This window comes from Bacteroides faecis MAJ27, from assembly GCF_900106755.1.
GTDB lineage: Bacteria > Bacteroidota > Bacteroidia > Bacteroidales > Bacteroidaceae > Bacteroides > Bacteroides faecis.
Genome location: NZ_FNNN01000031.1, coordinates 21,630 through 42,986, shown reverse-complemented (window position 1 = coordinate 42,986; position 21,357 = coordinate 21,630). Strand labels below are relative to the sequence as shown.

Here is a 21,357-nt window from a genome sequence, read left to right as displayed (position 1 = left end):
AAGTTATGAATTACGGTATTAGTATTTTATTCAGAGCAATCCCTTTGGCGATGGCGGTCTTTTGCTTCGGATACGGAGCATTCATTTATGGTTATGGTGATGCGGGGAACCGTTTGGTAGCAGGCCCTGTTGTTTTTTCACTAGGTATGATATGTATTGCGCTGTTTTGTACGGCTGCTACTATTATCCGGCAAATCATACACACCTATAATGAAGCTACCAAATACGTATTGCCAGTTGTGGGATATCTGGCAGCTGTCATAACGATTATCGGAGGTATCTGCATTTTCAATGGTGCTACCACTACTTCATCTTTCGTTGCAGGCCATGTTATCACCGGTGTAGGTTTTATCACAGCATGTGTAGCTACTGCCGCCACTTCTTCCACTCGATTTTCTTTGATCCCGGCAAATGCAAAAGCGACCGGAAACGAAGTTCCTGAGGGAGCTTTTTCTATTGGTCAGAGACGGGCACTGGTCATTCTCGCGATCGTCATTTCTTGTATTGCATGGATATGGGCATTTGTCTTGTTAAGTAACAGTCACTCTCATCCCGCTTATTTTGTAGCAGGACATGTAATGGTGGGACTCGCATGTATTTGTACCAGTCTGATTGCATTGGTAGCAACCATAGCCCGTCAAGTTAGAAATGATTATTCGGAAAAAGAACGTAACAAATGGCCGAAACTGGTTTTATTAATGGGATCGATCTCTTTTGTGTGGGGCATATTTGTCATTTTGGCTGACTCGGGAAGCGCAAACGGTACGACCGGATACATCATGCTCGGGCTGGGTCTGGTATGTTACAGTATTTCCAGCAAAGTGATTCTGCTCGCCAAGATATGGAGACGGGAATTCAAACTGGCCAACCGAATCCCTATGATTCCGGTATTGACGGCATTGGCATGTCTGTTTCTGGCAGCCTTCGTGTTCGAACTTGCTACCGTACATGCCGATTACTTTATTCCGGCACGGGTTTTAGTAGGGCTGGGAGCTATTTGCTTCACGCTGTTTTCTATCGTCAGCATCCTTGAAAGCGGTACTTCCGGAAAGGGTTGAGAAACATCCCCTTTATTGGTTTTAAGCCAAAGACCTCTTGGTTTAAAAGAAACGCATCGTTGGTTTTAAACCAACGGGGTCTTGGTTTAAAACCAACCGAACTGCCTCTTTTTACTTCTTCAACCGCACTTCATATACATCATTTCTACGATCCTTCAGATTACGCACGCTACCATAGGTATGGAGTGCATTCAATAAATCCAAATCTACATCCGAAACCAAAATCATTTCCGTATTCGGAGTCGCTTCCGCCCGTTTTCCATCCGTTGGAAAAGCAAAATCGCATGGGGTGAATACTCCTGACTGTGCATACTGGATATCCATATTATGTACACGGGGAAGATTTCCTACACTACCTGCAATAACTACAAAACATTCATTCTCAATCGCACGCGCCTGGGCACAGACACGTACACGTGAATAGGCATTCTGCGTATCCGTCAGGAAAGGCACGAATAATATCTGCATCCCCTGATCCGCCATCAAACGGGAAAGTTCCGGAAATTCCACATCATAACAAATCAGCACTCCAATCTTTGCGCAATCCGTATCGAAAGTCTGTAACAGTCTACCGCCACTCAGTCCCCAGCTCTTGATTTCATCCGGAGTTACATGCATTTTCTCATACATTTCATACGTTCCGTCACGCCGGCAAAGGAAACCTACATTATATAGCAATCCATCCTCTTTCACGTATGGCATACTTCCGGTAATTATATTGATATTGTAACTGATAGCCAGATTTATAAAACGGTCTCTGATTTCATCGGTATATTTTGCTAATCCGCGAATAGCCTGTGATTCTCCTTTATCATTAAACTTCGACATCAAAGGTGCATTGAAATATTCCGGAAAAAGGACAAAGTCACTCTTATAATCGGATACGGCATCGACGAAGAATTCCACTTGTTCAAAAAGGTCGTCCAATGTCTTATAACTACGCATCTGCCATTGCACCAAGCCCACACGAACAGTTGTTTTCGGGTTGATATATTCCTGTGTAGGCGGCTGATAATAAATATTATCCCATTGCAACAGACAAGCGTAATGCTTGGATTCTTCATCATTCGGCAGGTAATTGGTCATTACCTTGCGAACATGAAAATCATTCGATAATTGAAAGGTAAGAACCGGATCATAAATTTCACGCTGGCGTACCCGTGCGATATATTCTTTCGGGCGCATCTTATCGGCATATTTATGATAATTCGGAATACGGCCACCGAACATGATAGCTTTCAAATTCAATGTTTCGCAGAGTTCCTTGCGATATTCATACATACGACGAGCCAGGCGCAAACCGCGGTATCCCGGATGAATAAACACCTCAATGCCATACAGGATATTTCCTTCCGGATTATGAGTATTGAATGTTTCCTTACCCGTAACTTGTGCATACGTATGGTCGTTCTTTACCTTGTCATAGTCAACGATAATAGAAAGAGCACAGCCTACGATCTTGTCGTCAACTACTGTAACGATCTGCCCTTCCGGAAAAATACTTATTAATTTCTTTATCTGGGCATGAGTCCAAAATACATCGCTACCGTCAGAATAAACACGGGTAAACGATTGGGATAACTGTGCATAGTCTTCAATTTGAAGATTACGTATCTGTACTTTATTAATTTTAATCGGATGTTGTTCCATAACAATACATGTTTTAAAAAAAGACAGTGCAAAGGTACAGCTAATACTTTAATAGTGTTTTTAAACCAATGAATATTTATCATTCTTAATTCAAAGTTTCCTATTCGATGCCTTCATTTCTTGTACGTACAGTCCGGAGTATTCTATTTACTCATACTTGATTTCATTGTAAACCAACTGCATGTATTATTTGCAACTCTCACTAACATCAGCATGACCGGAACTTCAACCAATACCCCTACCACTGTAACCAGTGCAGCACCGGATTGTAAACCGAAAAGCGATATAGCCACGGCCACCGATAATTCAAAAAAATTGCTTGCACCAATCATTCCGGCAGGTGCAGCTATATTGTGAGGCAATTTCCACCACTTCGCCCAGCCATAGGCTACAAAGAATATCAGAACTGTTTGCAACACAAGCGGAACGGCAATCAATACAATGTGCAACGGATTGTTCAATATGGTTTCTCCTTGAAATGAGAACAGAATGATAAGTGTTAATAGTAACCCGCCAATCGTATAATTATCAAACTTACGAATAAATACAGTATTAAAATATTCTATCCCTTTTCGCCGAATAACCAGTATACGGGTCATTATTCCGGCAGAAAGAGGAATGACAACAAACAATACGACTGAAAGCAATAATGTATCCCACGGAATCGTAACGCCACCTACGTCCAATAAAAAAGCAACAATAGGAGCGAAAGCAACCAATATGATCAAATCATTTACTGCAACCTGTACCAATGTATAGGCAGCATCTCCTTTGGTCAGATAACTCCATACAAATACCATTGCTGTACAAGGTGCAGCACCTAATAAGACTGCCCCAGCTAAATATTCTTCGGCCAATTCGGCAGATATTAGAGACTTGAAAACAACGTAGAAGAATAGATAAGCTATTCCAAACATTGTAAAAGGCTTTATAAGCCAATTTGTAATACAAGTGATGATAATTCCTTTCGGACGCTTACCAACATTTTTAATACTCTGAAAATCTACTTTCAGCATCATGGGATATATCATTAACCAAATCAGGATGGCCACGGGTATAGACACGTTGGCATATTCAAATTTGCTCAATGTTTGCGGTATTGCCGGAAGATATTGTCCGATGGCCATCCCGATAACGATACACAAGGCTACCCAAATAGTCAGGTATCTTTCAAAAAATCCAATTCCTTGTTTCTTTTCCATAATGACTGCCTTTTATTTTAATTGCGGTTTTAACTCTTGCAGGTAAAAATCATAGAAACGCATTCTTATTTCATCCCGTACCCGAAGAAATTCACTATTTATAAACTCCGGTGTCCCGGTCACTTCTGATGGGTCGTCAAATCCAATATGCAATCTGTTTTTTACCTTGCCTGTAAACATAGGGCAGCTTTTATTTGCGCCACCACATACCGTTATCACATAGTCCCATTCGTGCTCTAAATACAGGCTTACGTTTTTAGGGGTATGGTTAGTAAGGTCTATTCCTGTTTCAGACATAACTTTTACCACCATCGGATTAACCTTTTCAGCAGGTTTTGTCCCTGCTGAAAAGACATCCATGTTTTTATCGAATGACTGTAAGAAACCGTGTGCCATTTGGCTACGGCAACTGTTACCAGTGCAAAGGATTAAAATCTTCATATTCTTATAAGTTTTTCCATTCAATCAGGACAGTATTGCCCTTTGACAATTCTTCTACTTTCTTAATCCAAGTCAATTCACTTTGTGCTTTTGCTTGCAAAAAAGAATTTTCTGTATTTGTCAATGACAAACAGGCATTTACTACCCACCATTTATTGTTAATCCCGGCACGTTGTAAATCCATTTGTAGGCGTTCTGCTTCAAATACAGGTGTTGCTTCGGGTAAAGTGACAATTACTACTTCCGTTTCCTGTGGATTACGCAAACGGGGTAATAAATTGGCTACTGCTCCGGTTACTTCTCCCTGTGTACGTTCTACTTCTTTGTGATAGCTTTGGGTAGCATCCAAAAGCAACAAAGTATGTCCTGTTGGTGCAGTATCAATCACTACGATTTCATTCTCCGCTTTGTCTACAATTTCAGCAAAAGCCTTGAATACGGCGATTTCTTGCGTACATGGTGAACGTAAATCTTCCTCTATATATTCCATATCTTCGGCAGTCATGGTTTCAGCAGCTTTGCTACGAACTTCATTCTTGTATTTTTCCAATACTTCCGCTTCGTCTATATGGCTTACTGTAATACCTGATTTGATGGCAAAATCATAGTTCAGGTGATTTGCCGGGTCAGTAGTGGTAAGATGAACCTTTGTACCGAGCTTTGTTAATTTCAAGGCTATTTCTGTGGCTAAGGTCGTTTTCCCTACGCCCCCCTTTCCCATTGTAAACACTACTCGTTTGCCGGAAGTATAGAGGTCATTAACCAATTCATCTATACTTTTGCTATCAGTTATCGGCTGATAACTAATTTCATTCGTAATACTATCACTGTATAGCATACGGCGGATATTGGCAATATTGGATAAATTGTAAGAACGCAAAGGAATGCTATACATGGGATATTCAGATAATGCAATAGGCATACTTTGTAACGCCTTTTGCTGCCTGTCATGCAGTTGTTGTGAAACATTGTCTGCTTCATCTAATTGCCGTAAAACACCATTTATCACCAATAGCTGATTTTTAATTCCCAATAGTTGTAATTCATGCGAAGAACGGGCAGCCTCTTTCAACGGTGCTATTTCAGGACGGCTTACCAATACTAACCGGGTTGCGCTTGTATCAGACAATGTATCCACCGCCTGTTTATAAATTCCTTTCCGTTCCTCCAAGCCTGATAACTGCCCTAAACAGGATGCACCATGTGTACTTTCACTAATGAATGTACTCCATGCAGATGGAAGCTGCAACATTCGCAATGTGTGTCCGGTAGGTGCTGTATCAAAAATAATATGATCATACTCCTTTGCTTCATTAACATCGGTAATAAAGTCCGAGAACTCATTAAAAGCAGCGATTTCTACTGTGCAGGAACCTGAAAGCTGTTCTTCCATATTCTGAATAACGCTTTCGGGTAATTTTCCCCTGAAAGGTGCGATTACACTTTCCCTGTATTCTGCTGCTGCCTGTTCAGGGTCAAGATTTACAACAGTCAGCCCCGGCACTTCTGAAATAGCTGTGCCATGTCCGTTTAAGGGTTGATCGAAAACATCTTGTAAGTTAGAAGCCGGATCTGTACTGATAAGAAGTATTTTCTTTCCCTTATCGGCCAAACCAACCGCCGTGGCACAAGCAATAGAAGTCTTTCCTACTCCACCTTTACCAGTAAAAAACAGGTATTTAGTTAGTTCTATATCGGATAAATTAAATGCTTTCATTTCTTTTTTAATACTAATCTGGTATACACTTATTTAGCGGGCATTAAATCTAAATTCACTCCCGTCCATTCACTCATTTGTTTAGTGGTAGGATAAACTTTAGAGACTGCAATTTCACCATCTACCAAAGTAATAGGTAAAGCTTCTGCACCATTCTTTTGAAGATATTCATTTACTGTTTTATTGCTCACATACACCTGTGGTTCATCCCGTAAATTGTGACGGGTAACAATAACACCCTGTCTTTTCAATGTTTCGACAACAACTGCAACCCTCATCAATTCAGGATTGATATTTGTTCCACACAAACCCGTAGGGCAACACATTGCCGGATCAAAAATTTCTATCTTTTTCATACTGTCTTTTATTTTAATTAAATTGTTCATAGATAAAAAACGACCGCATAATAGATTCCTATGACTATAAAGAGTATAGCAACAATTTTGCGGAACCATTTTTCAAAGATTTGTACACTGTTATAAAACCTACCTAATCCGGCAACACTATACGCCAATATCCAAGCAACAAGGATTACAGGTAACCCTGTAGCGATAGCATATATTACGGGTAAAAAATACCCGCCCGTTTCTACTGCTGCCAAGGGCATAAGTATACCGAAATAGAAAACTCCACTGGTGGGGCAAAAGGCAAGAGCAAACAAAATACCCAATAACAAAACTCCCCAACTACCTTTTGTTTTCTTCTTTAGCCCCTCTCCGCCAATATTAATTTTTGGTATATTTAGCTTTATAATATCGAGCATGAATATCCCTACAAGAATTAATACCGGAGCAATCAACATCTCACCGTATTTGCTTACTGCCTTTTGAACCATATACATACTTGCACCCTCACGAAGAACCGGAATAAGAATACCTCCAAGTACTGTATAAGTCACTATCCTGCCAAATGTATAAAGTAACCCATTTATGAATATACGGTGACGGTTTTCTATATCCTTACCAATAAAACCTATTGCCGTTATATTAGTAGCCAAAGGACACGGGCTGATTGCCGTTAAAATTCCTAAGATAAAGGCTGTTATAACAGGAACAGAACTATTGTCTAATAGTGATTGAAGAAAATCCATCCTATAACTGTTTTAGCAATTCATCAACTTTATTTTTAATTCCCTCTTTAAATTTGTCCGGTGATTTTCTTGCATTGGAAAAACTGAACTCCGTCATGTTGTTTACATTCTCTTTTCCATCTTTCCAACCATTCACAAACAATGACGACCAAGTAACCTCGTACTTGTCCGCAATTTGCTCGTTTTCCTTTTTTGAAATATCTATAACCTTATAGATAATCCTATCGCCTGCCTGCTCTTTGGAATAAAGGCTATCCAAAAGGGCTACCGTATTAGCTTCTATTGCCCGACAGGTGATACAGCGCTGCGCTCCATGAAAATAAAGCACTTCGATATGATCAGGCTGCTTTTCTTCCGTACTCTGTGCCTCCGTTTTTGCTTTTGCACCATTACCACAAGATATTAAGATAATGGTTGAGAATAGTAAATAAAAGAGTTTCTTCATAACTATCTTATTATTGAGGTATCAATTCTTTTACTTCTGCAAGTGATAATCTTTTTCCGGCAGATACGACTTTTCCGTCAACGACTAAAGCCGGAAGACTTAAAACATTATACTCCATGATTTTTAATAAATCTTCCTCTTTAATTAATACGACATCGCAACCCAATTCAGTAATTGCTTGTTTAGTTGTTTCATACAATGCCCTACAACCTGCACACCCGGTTCCCAATACTTTGATTTCCATTTTCTATTCTATATTAAAGTTTATTTTTAAATCGTAATTCGTAGAACTACGAACAATATTCTCAAAAAAAAGTGCTGTTATCCACAGCACGATGTTCCTGTACATTTACAATCTTCCCAAAATGCAGCAAATAATTTGCGGGCAAGTTCCCAATTTTCCTTGTTAATACAATATCGCACCTTGGGCGTTTCTATTTCTCCCTGAATTAATCCTGCATCTTTCAGCTCTTTCAAGTGCTGTGAAACGGTTGCTTTGGCAATAGGCAATTCTTCGTGAATATCTCCAAAGAAACAACTTTCCTGTTTAGTCAAGAAACTAAGAATAGCCATTCGTGCCGGATGTCCCATAGCTTTAGCAAAACGAGCTATCTGCTCCTGCTCTGCTGTATACTGCTTTTCTTTCACTTCAATATCTCCTTCTTATTTATTGTTCGCAAAACTACGAACAATGTTTTTAATCTGCAAAATTAATTAGCTATTTTTTCAAGGAGTAAGCATAAAATGTATACATCAGCAAATCACTTTTTACAATAACCACCTGTATAATAACGTATTATAATGATACTTCTTTTTTCTCGGCCAAAAGATTAAACACATAATACCGATTTCCGAAAGACGTATGCTTTGCCATATATCCCATGGCTGAAAGTTTCAAGCCCAATTGACGTGCAGAGACCTCTTTCAAAGCTGCAGAATTGAATTTACGCATCACTTGAAATATTTCAGCTGTTGTCAGCCAGATACCTTTTTCCGTTTCCAAAGGATGACGGAAACAACAATGAAACACATCTTCTAGTAAGGATTGGCGATAATATGCCTTATTATGTTTCTGCAAAGCCTTTTCTTCTTCTTTGTTTAAATAATCCGGTGCACCGGATTTCAGTTCTTCTTTCAGCTGCGCATATATTTGCTTATGCTCCAAAGGTTCTTCCGAAATAGGTTTTAACACCTCCACACACAGAAAGCGACGGCTTCCTGTGGAGTCAATCAATACCTGATAGACATTTGTTGTGGCTATAAAAGAAGCAAGACGGGACTCATTCACCCATCCCAGTCGCTTGCCACGAAAAACGGGAACATTCACCATTTGAAGAAGATTCTTTAATGTAGCCTGTTGACTCTCTTTAATCTTATCGAATTCATCTAAATTAATCAATCCGTTTTTCACGAGCTTCTTCTCCGGCGAACTGCCAGCTGCCAAATTCAGGTTATCAACAAAATAATGCCGCAATGAGTCGGGCATCAGCAATCGGCAAAAAGTACTTTTACTCAATCCCTGCTTCCCACTTATTAAAACGGGAGTAAGTACATTGGCGTGCAGACGTTCTTCCCCACTCCACTGTGAAAGCATTGCCCGTAACCAGCAATGTCCTCCTCTCAGCCATATCTCATTATCTGAAACACGTAGTAATAAAGGTGTTACACGATCTACTCCATCCCAACCCGGCAATTCCTTTACATAAAGATGGAAAGGATTATAAGACTCCACTTTATTTGAAAGAATCATGGTAGGCACATCCCCTCTCCAACAAGGTATTCCCTCCAGGCGGGCATCCACAATCATTCCATTCATTTCGCGTTCATCAATAGGCCGGAAACAGTTCTTTCCACTCTTCTCCCTATATTCTGTAGCTCCTGTCAGATTGTTATAACGGAAATCAAAATTGTCATTCAAATACTCCTTTAATTGCAAAGTCAACGATTGACTCCATTTATTAGATTTGCCCGTTTTTTCACCTGTCTTCTCAGGCTCCTCCTTCTTCTTCAGTGTCTTTTGTGCCACGACTCCGGGTATCTTACAATTGGCAACTATCGGCTCCTGCATTTGCTGTTTCTGTGCAAACAATTGTTTTATTGTCTCTACCATTTCTCTAATTATTGTTTTCATACTTACTGTTTTTTTAGTTATTATGAGATTTGAGACACAAAAGTATAGTACTGAATACCGGATTTGCAAATAAGCTGACTCATTCTTTTTTGAAAAATGATCTAACAAAAATAAGCCTTTGAAGTGTTGTTTTTGATTAGAATTATTAGTAATTTTGACGCATCATATTAGGCGTAGCACCAGTCGTGCGATAGCTATCGCACATAATGAGCGACAGTTGTTACACAATATGTGAGTTAGCTGTTGCACATAATGTGAGCCAATCAATAGAAAGGCACAAAATAAATAAAATGACTGCGTAAGTCTGCTAATTGATACGCACAAAACAACTAAAGCAATGAATGCACTTTATGATTTCTTCCTGACTCCCCAACCTAAAGATTCCAATAAAACGAGATATCATGCCCGACTGGTTGTACGGGACACCATCACACTGGAAGATATAGCCGAAACGATTGAGTCCAGAAGTAGTTTAAGACAAAGTGACGTAATAGGATCTTTTATAGAGTTCTCCAATGTCTTCAAACAAGAATTATCCAACGGGAATAGCATTCACATTCCGGGAATCGGTTCATTCCGTATCAAAGCGGAATCACCCGAAGTACGTTCTCCCAAAGAAATCCGTGCCGAAAATATTCATTGCAGCGGAATCGTTTTTACTCCGGAAAAAGATTTGCTTCGCGAATTAAAGGCTACGACTTTTGAAAAGGTTAGTGAGACCCGCAGGTCACAGGAGTTGAGCGATATAGAAATAGACGGGAGATTAGCTGAATTTTTCAAAGATAACCCTTGTATTACTACACAGCAGCTTTGTTCATTATGTGGACTTCGAAAAGCCACTGCACTCCGCAGATTACAAAAGCGGGTGGATGAAGGAAAACTGACTCACCCGGGCTATATCCGTTCTCCTTTTTATTTTCCTGTGCCGGGATGGTTCGGAGTATCCAAAAATAGATAATGCAAAATTAGGTCTTGATTTACAATGAAATGCTCATAAAAATGATTATGACACCATACCATTGGTATGATGTCATAATCTTGATAGAATCCTGTCATCACACTAAAATCCTGATGACATGATAAAAAACACTAACCTAATTTATTTGTTTTTCTTCCAGAGTTTACTCATATCTTCCAGTGTCTTTCCTTTAGTTTCGGGTACCCATCGCCAGACAAAGATAGCGGCAGCAACACAGATAATTCCATATAAGCTATATGCAAACATCGGACTAAAGTCATATAATGCCGGGAAAGTGGATGATACGATATAGTTGAATATCCATTGGAAAGCCACAGCGATAGCGACTGCTTTGCCACGAATAGTATTCGGGAAGATTTCTGAAATCAGCACCCAGCAAATCGGTCCCCATGACATCATGAAGAAAGCTGCATATACAATAATGGAAAGCACCGGAAGAACACCCTTGATTGCCATGCTATCACACATTGCCACAGCAAATGCACCCACAGCCATACCAATAGATCCGATAATCAGCAAAGGTTTGCGTCCAAAGCGGTCTACCGTAAAGATAGCAACCAGTGTAAAGATGATATTGACAACCCCCATAATCACAGTTTGCATCATACCGCCACCTTCTGCACCGGCATTCTCGAAAATACGCGGAGCATAATAAAGTACGGCATTAATACCAATCGCCTGTTGGAATACAGAAAGTAGAATGCCAATTACGATTACCGTCACTCCATAAGTAAAGATTTTCTCTGTCTTTTCCTGAGCTGTAGCTTTAATATCATTAAGAATTTCCCGAGCTTTAGCCTTACCATTAATTTTCTCCAGAATAGAGTAAGCCTTTTCTTCCTGTTGTACAAGAACCAAATAACGAGGAGTCTTCGGAACAAAGAACAAGAGCATGCCAAACAAAGCAGCCGGGAAAGCTTCCGAACCGAACATATAACGCCATCCTTCCTGAACTGTCCACATATCGGATTCTGTACTTACTGACAACACACCAGCAGCATCTTTCAGAATAATCGGATTCTGATGGTCGCCCATAATCAGATAATTCACAAAGTAGACAACCAACATACCAAAAATAATGGCAAACTGGTTACACGAAACAAGGGTTCCACGAATATTGGAAGGAGCAATCTCAGCAATATACATCGGACATACCGCTGAAGCCAGTCCCACTCCGATACCACCCAGAACGCGATACAGATTGAATGCTATCAATAAGTCCATATTCGGTTTTCCATATTCGAAGAAAAGGACTTCCGGATAATAAGAGCCTAATGCCGAGAGGAAAAATAATACTGCTGCAAGCCGTAATGAGTTACGACGTCCCAGACGAGAAGCAAAAATACCGGATAAAGCACCGCCCAGTACGCAGCCTATCAATGCACTGGAAGAAGTAATGCCGTGCATTACCTTATTATACTGGAAATCGGAAGCGGATAAGAAGAAAGCTTCCAGCCCTTTTTCCGCGCCGGAAATAACCGCCGTGTCATAACCAAAGAGCAAACCGCCCAAAATAGCGACAGAAGTAATCGAATACAAGTAGAGTTTACTTCCTTCGTTCGTTGTATTATTCATAGTTTTAAAAAGTGGATAAAGTAGTGTAGTAGTTGGATTAGAAAAAGTCAGGCGATAAAGTAGTAGCCCTACCGCTGCTTTACCGCCTGTTTTAAATATTAATTAGCAATACATATTCAGAATTGCTTCATAAAGTTCCTGCTTGCCGCTAGTCTGTTTCGGCTCTCCTTTTGTTTTTGCATAAGCAACCACATCTTCCAGAGTCAGCTTGCCATCTTCAAATTCTTTGCCTTTTCCGCCATCGAAAGAAGCATAACGGTCAGCCAGCATCTTCTTGTATGGAGATTCGTTCAACAAAGCTGCTGCACTTTCGAGCGCGCGAGCCATGGCATCCATACCAGCAATGTGAGCAATAAAGATATCTTCCAGATCTGTAGAGTTACGACGGGTTTTAGCATCGAAGTTTGTACCACCGGTACCAAGACCACCGTTACGGATAATCTGCATCATAGCCTGAGTCAGTTCATAATTATCAATTGGGAATTGATCCGTATCCCAGCCATTCTGATAGTCACCACGATTAGCATCAATAGAGCCCAGCATACCATTATCTACAGCTACAGCCAGTTCGTGCTCAAAAGTATGACCTGCCAACGTTGCATGATTCACTTCGATATTTACTTTGAAATCTTTATCCAGACCGTGAGCTTTCAAGAAGCCGATAACTGTTTCCGTATCTACATCATACTGATGCTTAGTCGGCTCCATCGGTTTCGGTTCAATCAGGAAAGTACCTTTGAAGCCGCGTGCGCGGGCATAGTCACGGGCAATTGTCAACATCTGTGCAAGGTGTTCTTTTTCACGTTTCTGGTCTGTGTTCAGAAGAGACATATATCCTTCACGACCACCCCAGAATACATAATTTTCTCCACCAAGTTCAATCGTCGCATCAATCGCATTCTTAATTTGAATAGCAGCACGGGCTACTACATCGAAATCGGGATTAGTAGCGGCACCGTTCATATAACGGGCGTGACCGAATACATTAGCAGTACCCCATAGCAGTTTGATGCCTGTTTCTGCCTGTTTCTGTTTTGCATAAGCTACGATTTCTTTCAGATTTGCTTCATATTCTTCCACACTGGCACCTTCTGAAACCAAGTCTACGTCATGAAAACAATAGTATTCGATACCCATTTTCTGCATGAATTCAAACCCTGCGTCCATCTTGTCTTTTGCAGCCTGTATAGCATCTGCATTGCAGTTCCATGGGAATTGCTTCGTTCCGCCACCAAACTGGTCGCCACCTTCAGCACACAATGTGTGCCACCATGCCATAGCGAATCTCAGCCAATCCTTCATTTTTTTACCATTAATTACCTTCTCTGCATCATAATAACGGAATGCCATCGGGTTCTTACTATCTTTACCTTCAAATTTAATCTTTTCAATTCCCGGAAAAAATTCTTTTGTTGCCATAATTCTTGTTATTTAAAAAGTTATTATATTATTATTTATTATCTGAGTTGAAAGTCCAAGTCTATACGTTGCCGCCCATTGATTTCTCAAGACGATGCTTCCATCTGGCATATGCATCGGCGTATTCCTGTCGTTTAGCTATATTCGGTTCAATCACATCCAGTTTGTCAAGGGTTTCAAATGCCTCATTATTATCTTTATAAATGCCCGCACCGATACCTGCCCCCTTGGCGGCTCCTACAGAACCATCCGTATCATAAAGTTCGATAGTAGCTCCGGTTACTCCTGCCAGTGTATCACGGAAGATGGAACTAAGGAACATATTTGCATGTCCGGCGTGAATCATTTTGACCGGAATCCCCATTTGTTCCATGATGTCAATGCCATACTTAAAAGAAAATACAATTCCTTCTTGTGCAGCACGAATAATATGGTGCTTGCCATGTGCATTAAAATCAACACCACGAATGCTACAGCCTATTTCTTTATTATTCAGCATGCGTTCCGCACCATTACCAAAAGGCAGGATGCTGATACCTGCACTCCCGATCGGTGCTTTGGAAGCCAATACATTCATTTCGTTGTACGAAATACCCTCGGGAGCTATATTTCTTTTTACCCATGAGTTGAGAATACCCGTTCCGTTGATGCAGAGCAATACTCCCAAACGAGTTTGCTCAGCTGTATGATTCACATGCGCAAAGGTATTGACACGCGACTGTAAATCATAATTCACTTCGCCATTCACACCGTATACAACTCCTGACGTTCCTGCCGTAGAAGCGATTTCACCCGGATTGAACACATTCAGTGAAAGTGCATTATTCGGCTGGTCACCAGCACGATAAGTAATCGGTGTTCCTTCTTTCAATCCTAATTCTTTCGCAGCAACGGCATTTACACGTCCTTGTTCCGCAAAGGTCGGTTTGATATCTGCAATGAGCGAAGCATCAAACCCGTAATAATCCATCAGGAAATCGGCTACGCGATTATTTTTAAAGTCCCAGAACATTCCTTCTGAAAGACCGGAAACAGTTGTACATATATCTCCACTCAACTTCATGGCAATATAATCACCGGGAAGCATTATTTTATATATCTGCTCGTAGACAGCCGATTCGTTCTGTTTGATCCAAGCCAACTTTGAAGCTGTAAAATTACCTGGCGAATTCAGTAAATGAGAAAGACACTTCTCCTCTCCGATCATTTCAAATGCTTTCTGTCCATAAGGCACTGCACGAGAATCACACCAGATTATAGCGGGACGCAATACATGCTGGTTCTTATCTACACATACCAGTCCGTGCATTTGATAGGAAATACCGATAGCTTTAATTTCGGCAGCACTAACTCCTGATTCTGCCATAATAACCTGTGTGGACAACTTCAGGTTTTCCCACCAACTTTCAGGGTCTTGTTCTGCCCACCCGGGATTTACTGCGATAATTTTCGCTTCTGTTTTCGGGAAAAACGCTGACGATACACATTTACCTGTTTCAGCATTTACCAGACTCGCTTTAACAGACGAGCTACCTATGTCATAACCTAATAAAAACATGATAATATTTACGATTTAACGATTTACTATTTAATATTTGAATAAGCTTACCTTCTTATCTTATTATATATCTTCTTATCAAATTTATAATAACGTGCTGCACGATGGGCCACCCCTTGCTGTTTTTCTTCCAAAGGAACTACATATTCCATCATCGCTATTTTCTTATGGAAGTTGCGTACATCCACAGTCTTGTCATATACCAACTCAAAAAGGGTCCTTAACTGAGCAGCAGTAAACTTACGCGGAAGCAGCTCAAATAACATGGAAGGATTGAACTCTGCAAACTGACGAATATAGGTCATGGCCTCTTTGATTATCAGATTGTGGTCGAAAGCCAATGTCATCACATCCTTCAAAGCAATCCAACAAGCCTGATGATCATCCAGATTCTTGTCCAATGTCCGATCTATTTTCACCATCGATAAATAAGCGATCGTCACGATACGTTCAACCTTTGACTGCATTGCCCGTTCCAGCCAGCGTACATCTTTGGGATTGCTGGTTCTGTTTTTAGAACCGAATGCCTTAAACTGCATCAGGTTCACATTTTTGAGCCCTGTCAATTCATACAGTACGCGTTGCGCTGCTTCGTCCAAGTCTTCATCCATATAAATAAGACTTCCGGGAAGTTTCATATCGTGATACACTTCACCATTATCTTCACCCGCACGTTTTACAAGTAACACTTTCAGTTGTTCTCCGTCAAAACCAATCACCACACAGTCTACTGATATGTGATTGTTTGCCAAAGGTGCTTTTTTCTGTATGTTCTGCATATCCATTTCTTTAATACGATGCAAATATAGGGGTGACATTCAATTCAAACAACAATAAATAACATGCTATAAAACATTGTTTTTCATAGATATACATATCATACAACATACAATATGACTACTTAGTGTTATCTTCTGAATTACAATATGTATTTTAGCCATTCCGGTAGCGAGTAATTGTACAAAGTACGAAAAGAGTAATGGTTCTTTATTATCAGTACTTTTCATATCCATTCTTCCTCATCCCCGACAATGTACTTATTGTATTTTAGACGATATCTCATTTTGTATCTTGCTGTTTTTATTTTATCTTTGCCGGATAAATATTAAAAAATCTAAAATGGAACGTCATCCCGTCATTTTATCCATCGCCGGTTCCGATTGTTCGGGAGGAGCGGGCATTCAGGCAGATATCAAAACAATCTCGGCATTAGGAGGCTATGCGGCATCTGCCATCACTGCCGTCACCGTACAAAACACTTTAGGGGTACGTGCAGTCCATGCGATACCCCCCGAAATTGTTTGCGGACAAATCGAAGCGGTGATGGAGGATTTGCAGCCTGCCTCTGTGAAAATAGGCATGGTCAACGATATTCAGATCGTTCATGTCATCGCTGAGTGTTTGCGGAAATATTCACCGGAACATATCATTTACGATCCGGTAATGGTATCTACCAGCGGACGAAAGCTGATGACGGACGAAGCCATTGAAGAGATTAAGAATGAACTTTTACCACTTGTTACATTAATCACTCCCAACATCGATGAAGCAATGGTACTGACAGGTAACAGCATCCAAAATACACAGGACATGCTGGCAGCTGCCAAACAACTCTCTATCGATTATCAAACCCATATCCTGATCAAAGGCGGACACTTGGAAGGTGATAAAATGTGTGATCTTTTATATTCTCCGGATCATACCTATTATATATATGAAGAAAAAAAGATAGAAACCAAAAACTTACATGGGACAGGATGTACTCTCTCTTCTGCTATTGCAAGCTACCAGGCAAAAGGATATTCGATGAAAGAATCCATCCGTCATGCCAAAGAATATATCACCCACGCCATCATTGCAGGCAAAAACTTAAATATTGGGCATGGCAACGGACCTCTGTGGCATTTTCCTGACTCCGTTGCACAAATATGTACATTTTGTGCGGTCGTGTCATAAAAATCTGTAACTTTGCACCCGCATTTAAAAATCAATTAAATAATTAAAGATATGAAAGCATTTGTATTTCCCGGTCAAGGTGCTCAATTCGTAGGAATGGGTAAAGACCTGTATGAAAACTCAGCTTTAGCAAAAGAATTGTTTGAAAAAGCAAATGATATCCTCGGATATCGCATTACAGATATCATGTTCAATGGTACAGACGAAGATCTTCGTCAGACAAAGGTTACTCAGCCTGCCGTATTCCTTCACTCTGTTATCTCTGCTCTTTGCATGGGTGATGATTTCAAACCGGAAATGACAGCCGGACACTCACTTGGCGAATTCTCTGCATTGGTAGCTGCTGGTGCACTGAGTTTTGAAGACGGACTGAAACTGGTTTATGCTCGTGCAATGGCTATGCAGAAAGCTTGCGAAGCCACTCCTTCTACTATGGCTGCCATCATTGCATTGCCAGATGAAAAGGTGGAAGAAATCTGTGCTTCTGTCAATGCAGAAGGTGAAGTTTGCGTACCTGCCAATTACAACTGTCCGGGACAAATCGTAATTTCAGGTTCTGTACCAGGTATCGAAAAAGCTTGTGAACTGATGAAAGCTGCCGGAGCAAAACGTGCTCTTCCGCTGAAGGTAGGCGGTGCTTTCCACTCACCATTGATGGACCCGGCTAAAATTGAGTTGGAGGCTGCTATCAACGCAACAGAAATCCATGCTCCCAAATGTCCGGTATATCAGAATGTAGATGCACTTCCTCACACTGATCCTGCTGAGATTAAGAAGAATCTGGTTGCTCAGCTAACTGCCTCTGTACGCTGGACACAATCTGTTAAGAATATGGTTGCCGATGGTGCTACTGATTTCACAGAATGCGGACCGGGTGCAGTATTGCAAGGCTTGATCAAGAAAATAGACGGTACGGTAAGTGCTCACGGCATTGCATAAGCATCTGCAGTAGATTTACCAATTCCTTTCATTATAGAGCGTGTTGACAAAGTTTGCCAACACGTTTTTTTATGCTCGTTAGTGAAATATAAAACAATTAACATGCTGTATAACACATCAATAGTTCTCTCTGTCAGCAAACTTTCCTGATCTTTCTTTTGTTTGTATTATAGGAATCATTTATTCAAATTCGTGGATCATGAAAATACATGAATATCAAGCAAAAGAAATCTTCTCCAAGTATGGAATCCCTGTTGAAAGGCATACTCTATGTCGTACAGCTGCCGGTGCAGTTGCTGCTTACCGGAGAATGGGATCGGACAGAGTGGTTATTAAAGCACAAGTGCTAACCGGCGGACGGGGAAAAGCCGGAGGTGTTAAATTGGTTGATGTCGCACAAGAGCCTTCGGATATTCCGAAGTTATTGAAAAGATAATCTTCTCTCAAAGGAGAAATTAAATAGAGGCAACGGCAGAAATGCTGTAAGCTAAAAGATAGAACCACACGGATTGACAGGACTTATGCACCTTTCATTTTTCCGTGTGGTTCTATTTTATATACATACTTATATCATCGGTAATAACAGAGTGGTACACGAGTACTACATCCCCTTTTTCACTCCCAACTTTATTAATAAAGCATTCATCGGATATGCACAGAAGAAGCCGACGAGCATAGCTAACTGCATCATAAACCAAAACATCCACGTATCTTTAGGCAAAGGTTCATTGACGAACAAAATAAAATAAACGATTGCCATCCAGCCATACATTCCTATTTGCCAAGACAACAGAGAAAAGAAATCTGCTTTGAAAGCACGGGATAATGCATTTCCAACTGAAATTCTCTCCATTTCCCGAATAGCGTAAAATTGAAAATAAACCCCGATAATCAATGCTAAAATAAAATCAAATACCCAGTTTCCTATAAGCTGGCTTCCTGCAACGGTTACCGGAATATAATTGGTAACCCACTCTCCTATTATATCAGCCAATGTGCAGCCTGCTCCACAGTGTAAAGCAGATAAAGCCACGGACTGCCAATGAGGATACTCCATAGGCATATTTCCCATTGACATATCCATTTTCATCTCATCCTCTCCCATCTTCATCGGAACACTTTTTCCGAATTTATTATAAGCCCATAAAGCTAAATAACTTCCCCACAATGCAGTTAAAATCCATACTGCATTCATTATCTTCATTGATTGTGGGCGATGTGTCAGGTCGATTGCTATGTGAACAGCAATTCCAATACCTGAACAGACTAAAAATACAGCTAATAAATTGAGCATAATTGTATATTTAAAAAGATTTTAGACTACAACAGCCCTTATTTATAAATAGTTCATCCCATCTATTTTAAAATCCGCTTTATCGAACTATTTTTCAAGCAGTTTGTTATAATTTTACTAATTAAATATTGAATTGTATGAGCAGACGTAGTCAATTAGAGCATGAAGTATCTGTTGCTCAGGAAAGAGTCAAGAAAGCAGCTAAAGATACACCGAAAGATATCATAAAGTTATGGGAGCAAGAACTTGTAGATCTGGAACTTGAACTCAATAATCTGGTAGATGATGAAGAAGATAATAATGAGGATTAATTAAAAGAGGGCGTTCATAACACCCTCTTTTAGTTATAGCATTAGCAAAATACCGTGACTTTTTTATCCACAGTGAAAATACTTATGTACCAATTCCAGCATTTCTTCCGGTTTGCCATCCAAGTCAGCACGCAATGTTTTATCCTCATAGCTACGAAGCTTACATATAATACCGTCAATCATAGCCGGACTAAATACATGATATTGTTCAAAGACGGTACGTTGTTTTTGCAAGCATTCGGCAGAGGCTGCGCAACTATCCGGTAATTGAGCTAAAGCTTTCAGTTTATCTTCATTCTCTTTCTGATGGATGTTCACATTTACATACGTTCTCTTTGCAATATCCAACGCATTCTCTATCTCAAAACCATGACGACAGGCAACAGCCAATCCTGCAAGCAGTTGATACAAATCTGCCGAGCCATCCGGAGAGCGCATTTCCACCGTTTGCTTCTGACTGGTATCAAAATGGCTTTCGTTTTCCAATGGGTTTGCCAAAGTACACATATCAGTTTTGGCGGCCCACCCCAAAGGTACACGTACCAATACAGAACGATTACGATCTCCCCAGCAAACATTCGTAGGTGCTTCCTGATGAGGAACTAAACGGAAATAAGAAGTAGGATTCGTATTTCCGAAAGCTGTAATGGAAGGAGCAAGTTCCATCATTCCGGCAATTGCTTTACGAGCTGTTTCCGACAATACTCCATCTTTCAGCATCTGATTTTGTCCGTCTTTTACAATACGCATGTGAACATGCAGACCAGAACCGGCTTTTCCTGCCGTAATCTTAGGCGCAAATGTCACATTGTACCCATATCTGTATCCCAGATTACGAATTACCCATTTGGCAATCATTAATTGGTCTGCCGCATCTTCGGCACGAACTGGCAGGAACTCAATTTCGTTCTGTTCATAAATCATGCCATCCAATGTAAAATTGCCCACCTCGGAATGACCATATTTTATTTGTCCACCGGTCTGAGCTATATATGACATACACTGCGTACGGAAATCATTAAACTTAGCATACGGAGCAGATTCATGATAACCACGCTGATCCGTAGCCTGAAACATTCCTGTATCCGGTGAAATAACATAATATTCCAGTTCTCCCATTGCCTGAAACTCCATACCTGTGACATCAGTAAATGCCTTACATGCCTTATGCAAAGTATGTTCCGGCGAACTTTCCAATGGTTCACCGTCTTTATTGAAGAAAGAACAGAGCATCGAGAGTGTCGGTATTTCAGCAAAAGGATCAACAAAAGCAGTGCGGAAACGAGGCACTACATACAGGTCGCTACTCCCCGCCTCTATGAAAGGAAACAGACTGGAACCATCTACGCGCTCTCCACAAGTAAGAATAGCATCCAGATAAGCTGCATTATTAATCACAAAATTCAACGTTTTCAGTCGCCCGTCAGCAGCAGGATACATAAAATTAACCATACGGATATTATTCTTCTGAATAAAAGAAATAATATCCGCTTTAGTAAACTCGGTAGCAGGCTTTTCCAAAGCAGCCACCAAGCAGTTGGGATTCATTAAAAGTTCTTGATTCATCTTTTATCGGTTTGTTGTTAATATGG

The 21,357-nt window shown here is 40.4% G+C and carries 21 protein-coding genes and 1 pseudogene; 6 read left to right on the top strand and 16 right to left on the bottom strand.

Annotation, left to right across the window (positions count from 1 at the left end; translation table 11 throughout):
• Positions 1–5 precede the first annotated feature (5 nt).
• Positions 6–1,058 (top strand): DUF2776 domain-containing protein, encoded by a 1,053-nt coding sequence (locus BLW31_RS20655; protein ID WP_010538083.1) that lies wholly within the window; start codon positions 6–8, stop codon positions 1,056–1,058.
• 111 nt (positions 1,059–1,169) lie between these two features.
• Here the strand turns inward: BLW31_RS20655 and BLW31_RS20650 are convergent, their stop codons facing one another.
• The 10 genes from BLW31_RS20650 to BLW31_RS20605 all read right to left on the bottom strand — a co-directional run bounded on the left by BLW31_RS20650 (position 1,170) and on the right by BLW31_RS20605 (position 9,734).
• A complete protein-coding gene (locus BLW31_RS20650) occupies positions 1,170–2,708 on the bottom strand; it encodes a carbon-nitrogen hydrolase family protein (RefSeq protein ID WP_010538084.1) in 1,539 nt (512 codons plus the stop codon).
• 143 nt (positions 2,709–2,851) lie between these two features.
• Positions 2,852–3,910: an ACR3 family arsenite efflux transporter gene (arsB, locus tag BLW31_RS20645; protein WP_010538085.1), complete on the bottom strand. Its 1,059-nt coding sequence runs from the start codon at positions 3,908–3,910 to the stop codon at positions 2,852–2,854.
• Between the two features lie 12 nt (positions 3,911–3,922).
• A complete protein-coding gene (locus tag BLW31_RS20640) occupies positions 3,923–4,351 on the bottom strand; it encodes an arsenate reductase ArsC (RefSeq protein WP_010538086.1) in 429 nt (142 codons plus the stop codon).
• Between the two features lie 4 nt (positions 4,352–4,355).
• Complete coding sequence (gene arsA / locus BLW31_RS20635) at positions 4,356–6,068, bottom strand: arsenical pump-driving ATPase (RefSeq protein ID WP_010538087.1); 1,713 nt, start codon at positions 6,066–6,068, stop codon at positions 4,356–4,358.
• 29 nt (positions 6,069–6,097) lie between these two features.
• Entirely contained in the window at positions 6,098–6,424 is a 327-nt protein-coding gene (gene arsD, locus BLW31_RS20630; protein ID WP_010538088.1) for an arsenite efflux transporter metallochaperone ArsD, read from the bottom strand.
• Positions 6,425–6,450: 26 nt separating this feature from the next.
• Complete coding sequence (locus BLW31_RS20625) at positions 6,451–7,158, bottom strand: aromatic aminobenezylarsenical efflux permease ArsG family transporter (RefSeq protein WP_010538089.1); 708 nt, start codon at positions 7,156–7,158, stop codon at positions 6,451–6,453.
• A gap of 1 nt (position 7,159) precedes the next feature.
• On the bottom strand, positions 7,160–7,603 hold the full coding sequence (locus BLW31_RS20620) for a nitrophenyl compound nitroreductase subunit ArsF family protein (protein ID WP_010538090.1): 444 nt from the start codon (positions 7,601–7,603) through the stop codon (positions 7,160–7,162).
• A 10-nt stretch (positions 7,604–7,613) separates the two neighbouring features.
• On the bottom strand, positions 7,614–7,847 hold the full coding sequence (locus BLW31_RS20615; protein WP_010538091.1) for a thioredoxin family protein: 234 nt from the start codon (positions 7,845–7,847) through the stop codon (positions 7,614–7,616).
• A 77-nt stretch (positions 7,848–7,924) separates the two neighbouring features.
• On the bottom strand, positions 7,925–8,251 hold the full coding sequence (locus BLW31_RS20610; protein WP_010538092.1) for an ArsR/SmtB family transcription factor: 327 nt from the start codon (positions 8,249–8,251) through the stop codon (positions 7,925–7,927).
• Positions 8,252–8,399: 148 nt separating this feature from the next.
• The gene (locus BLW31_RS20605; RefSeq protein ID WP_029425555.1) at positions 8,400–9,734 is read right to left on the bottom strand and encodes a DUF3874 domain-containing protein; all 1,335 of its coding nucleotides are present in this window, start codon (positions 9,732–9,734) and stop codon (positions 8,400–8,402) included.
• 337 nt (positions 9,735–10,071) lie between these two features.
• Here BLW31_RS20605 and BLW31_RS20600 point away from each other — a divergent pair, with 337 nt between their 5' ends.
• Positions 10,072–10,692 (top strand): HU family DNA-binding protein, encoded by a 621-nt coding sequence (locus BLW31_RS20600; RefSeq protein ID WP_010538094.1) that lies wholly within the window; start codon positions 10,072–10,074, stop codon positions 10,690–10,692.
• A 141-nt stretch (positions 10,693–10,833) separates the two neighbouring features.
• Here the strand turns inward: BLW31_RS20600 and xylE are convergent, their stop codons facing one another.
• From xylE to BLW31_RS20580, 4 genes are all read right to left on the bottom strand, one after another.
• Complete coding sequence (gene xylE / locus BLW31_RS20595) at positions 10,834–12,288, bottom strand: D-xylose transporter XylE (RefSeq protein WP_010538095.1); 1,455 nt, start codon at positions 12,286–12,288, stop codon at positions 10,834–10,836.
• 102 nt (positions 12,289–12,390) lie between these two features.
• Complete coding sequence (gene xylA, locus BLW31_RS20590) at positions 12,391–13,707, bottom strand: xylose isomerase (protein ID WP_010538096.1); 1,317 nt, start codon at positions 13,705–13,707, stop codon at positions 12,391–12,393.
• A 61-nt stretch (positions 13,708–13,768) separates the two neighbouring features.
• Positions 13,769–15,265 (bottom strand): xylulokinase, encoded by a 1,497-nt coding sequence (locus tag BLW31_RS20585; RefSeq protein ID WP_010538097.1) that lies wholly within the window; start codon positions 15,263–15,265, stop codon positions 13,769–13,771.
• 47 nt (positions 15,266–15,312) lie between these two features.
• A complete protein-coding gene (locus BLW31_RS20580; protein ID WP_010538098.1) occupies positions 15,313–16,044 on the bottom strand; it encodes an NUDIX hydrolase in 732 nt (243 codons plus the stop codon).
• A 340-nt stretch (positions 16,045–16,384) separates the two neighbouring features.
• Between BLW31_RS20580 and thiD the strand changes: the two genes are divergently transcribed.
• The 3 genes and pseudogenes from thiD to BLW31_RS20565 all read left to right on the top strand — a co-directional run.
• A complete protein-coding gene (thiD, locus tag BLW31_RS20575; protein WP_010538099.1) occupies positions 16,385–17,221 on the top strand; it encodes a bifunctional hydroxymethylpyrimidine kinase/phosphomethylpyrimidine kinase in 837 nt (278 codons plus the stop codon).
• A gap of 51 nt (positions 17,222–17,272) precedes the next feature.
• The gene (gene fabD / locus BLW31_RS20570) at positions 17,273–18,160 is read left to right on the top strand and encodes an ACP S-malonyltransferase (RefSeq protein WP_010538100.1); all 888 of its coding nucleotides are present in this window, start codon (positions 17,273–17,275) and stop codon (positions 18,158–18,160) included.
• Positions 18,161–18,359: 199 nt separating this feature from the next.
• Positions 18,360–18,575: pseudogene (locus BLW31_RS20565) on the top strand (ATP-grasp domain-containing protein); the annotation flags it as partial.
• 186 nt (positions 18,576–18,761) lie between these two features.
• Here the strand turns inward: BLW31_RS20565 and BLW31_RS20560 are convergent.
• A complete protein-coding gene (locus BLW31_RS20560; RefSeq protein ID WP_022301486.1) occupies positions 18,762–19,454 on the bottom strand; it encodes a DUF4396 domain-containing protein in 693 nt (230 codons plus the stop codon).
• 137 nt (positions 19,455–19,591) lie between these two features.
• On the opposite strand from BLW31_RS20560, the gene BLW31_RS24555 reads away from it, so the two are divergent.
• Positions 19,592–19,765, top strand: a complete 174-nt coding sequence (locus tag BLW31_RS24555; RefSeq protein WP_010538103.1) for a hypothetical protein — start codon at positions 19,592–19,594, stop codon at positions 19,763–19,765.
• Between the two features lie 63 nt (positions 19,766–19,828).
• Here BLW31_RS24555 and BLW31_RS20555 read toward each other — a convergent pair whose 3' ends face one another.
• On the bottom strand, positions 19,829–21,331 hold the full coding sequence (locus tag BLW31_RS20555; protein WP_010538104.1) for a glutamine synthetase family protein: 1,503 nt from the start codon (positions 21,329–21,331) through the stop codon (positions 19,829–19,831).
• Positions 21,332–21,357 lie beyond the last annotated feature (26 nt).

Coding starts and splice junctions, on each gene's coding strand:
- BLW31_RS20655 (WP_010538083.1), top strand. CDS start 6: ATGAATTACGGTATTAGTATTTTATTCAGAGCAATCCCTTTGGCGATG.
- BLW31_RS20650 (WP_010538084.1), bottom strand. CDS start 2,708: ATGGAACAACATCCGATTAAAATTAATAAAGTACAGATACGTAATCTT.
- arsB (WP_010538085.1), bottom strand. CDS start 3,910: ATGGAAAAGAAACAAGGAATTGGATTTTTTGAAAGATACCTGACTATT.
- BLW31_RS20640 (WP_010538086.1), bottom strand. CDS start 4,351: ATGAAGATTTTAATCCTTTGCACTGGTAACAGTTGCCGTAGCCAAATG.
- arsA (WP_010538087.1), bottom strand. CDS start 6,068: ATGAAAGCATTTAATTTATCCGATATAGAACTAACTAAATACCTGTTT.
- arsD (WP_010538088.1), bottom strand. CDS start 6,424: ATGAAAAAGATAGAAATTTTTGATCCGGCAATGTGTTGCCCTACGGGT.
- BLW31_RS20625 (WP_010538089.1), bottom strand. CDS start 7,158: ATGGATTTTCTTCAATCACTATTAGACAATAGTTCTGTTCCTGTTATA.
- BLW31_RS20620 (WP_010538090.1), bottom strand. CDS start 7,603: ATGAAGAAACTCTTTTATTTACTATTCTCAACCATTATCTTAATATCT.
- BLW31_RS20615 (WP_010538091.1), bottom strand. CDS start 7,847: ATGGAAATCAAAGTATTGGGAACCGGGTGTGCAGGTTGTAGGGCATTG.
- BLW31_RS20605 (WP_029425555.1), bottom strand. CDS start 9,734: ATGAAAACAATAATTAGAGAAATGGTAGAGACAATAAAACAATTGTTT.
- BLW31_RS20600 (WP_010538094.1), top strand. CDS start 10,072: ATGAATGCACTTTATGATTTCTTCCTGACTCCCCAACCTAAAGATTCC.
- xylE (WP_010538095.1), bottom strand. CDS start 12,288: ATGAATAATACAACGAACGAAGGAAGTAAACTCTACTTGTATTCGATT.
- xylA (WP_010538096.1), bottom strand. CDS start 13,707: ATGGCAACAAAAGAATTTTTTCCGGGAATTGAAAAGATTAAATTTGAA.
- BLW31_RS20585 (WP_010538097.1), bottom strand. CDS start 15,265: ATGTTTTTATTAGGTTATGACATAGGTAGCTCGTCTGTTAAAGCGAGT.
- BLW31_RS20580 (WP_010538098.1), bottom strand. CDS start 16,044: ATGCAGAACATACAGAAAAAAGCACCTTTGGCAAACAATCACATATCA.
- thiD (WP_010538099.1), top strand. CDS start 16,385: ATGGAACGTCATCCCGTCATTTTATCCATCGCCGGTTCCGATTGTTCG.
- fabD (WP_010538100.1), top strand. CDS start 17,273: ATGAAAGCATTTGTATTTCCCGGTCAAGGTGCTCAATTCGTAGGAATG.
- BLW31_RS20560 (WP_022301486.1), bottom strand. CDS start 19,454: ATGCTCAATTTATTAGCTGTATTTTTAGTCTGTTCAGGTATTGGAATT.
- BLW31_RS24555 (WP_010538103.1), top strand. CDS start 19,592: ATGAGCAGACGTAGTCAATTAGAGCATGAAGTATCTGTTGCTCAGGAA.
- BLW31_RS20555 (WP_010538104.1), bottom strand. CDS start 21,331: ATGAATCAAGAACTTTTAATGAATCCCAACTGCTTGGTGGCTGCTTTG.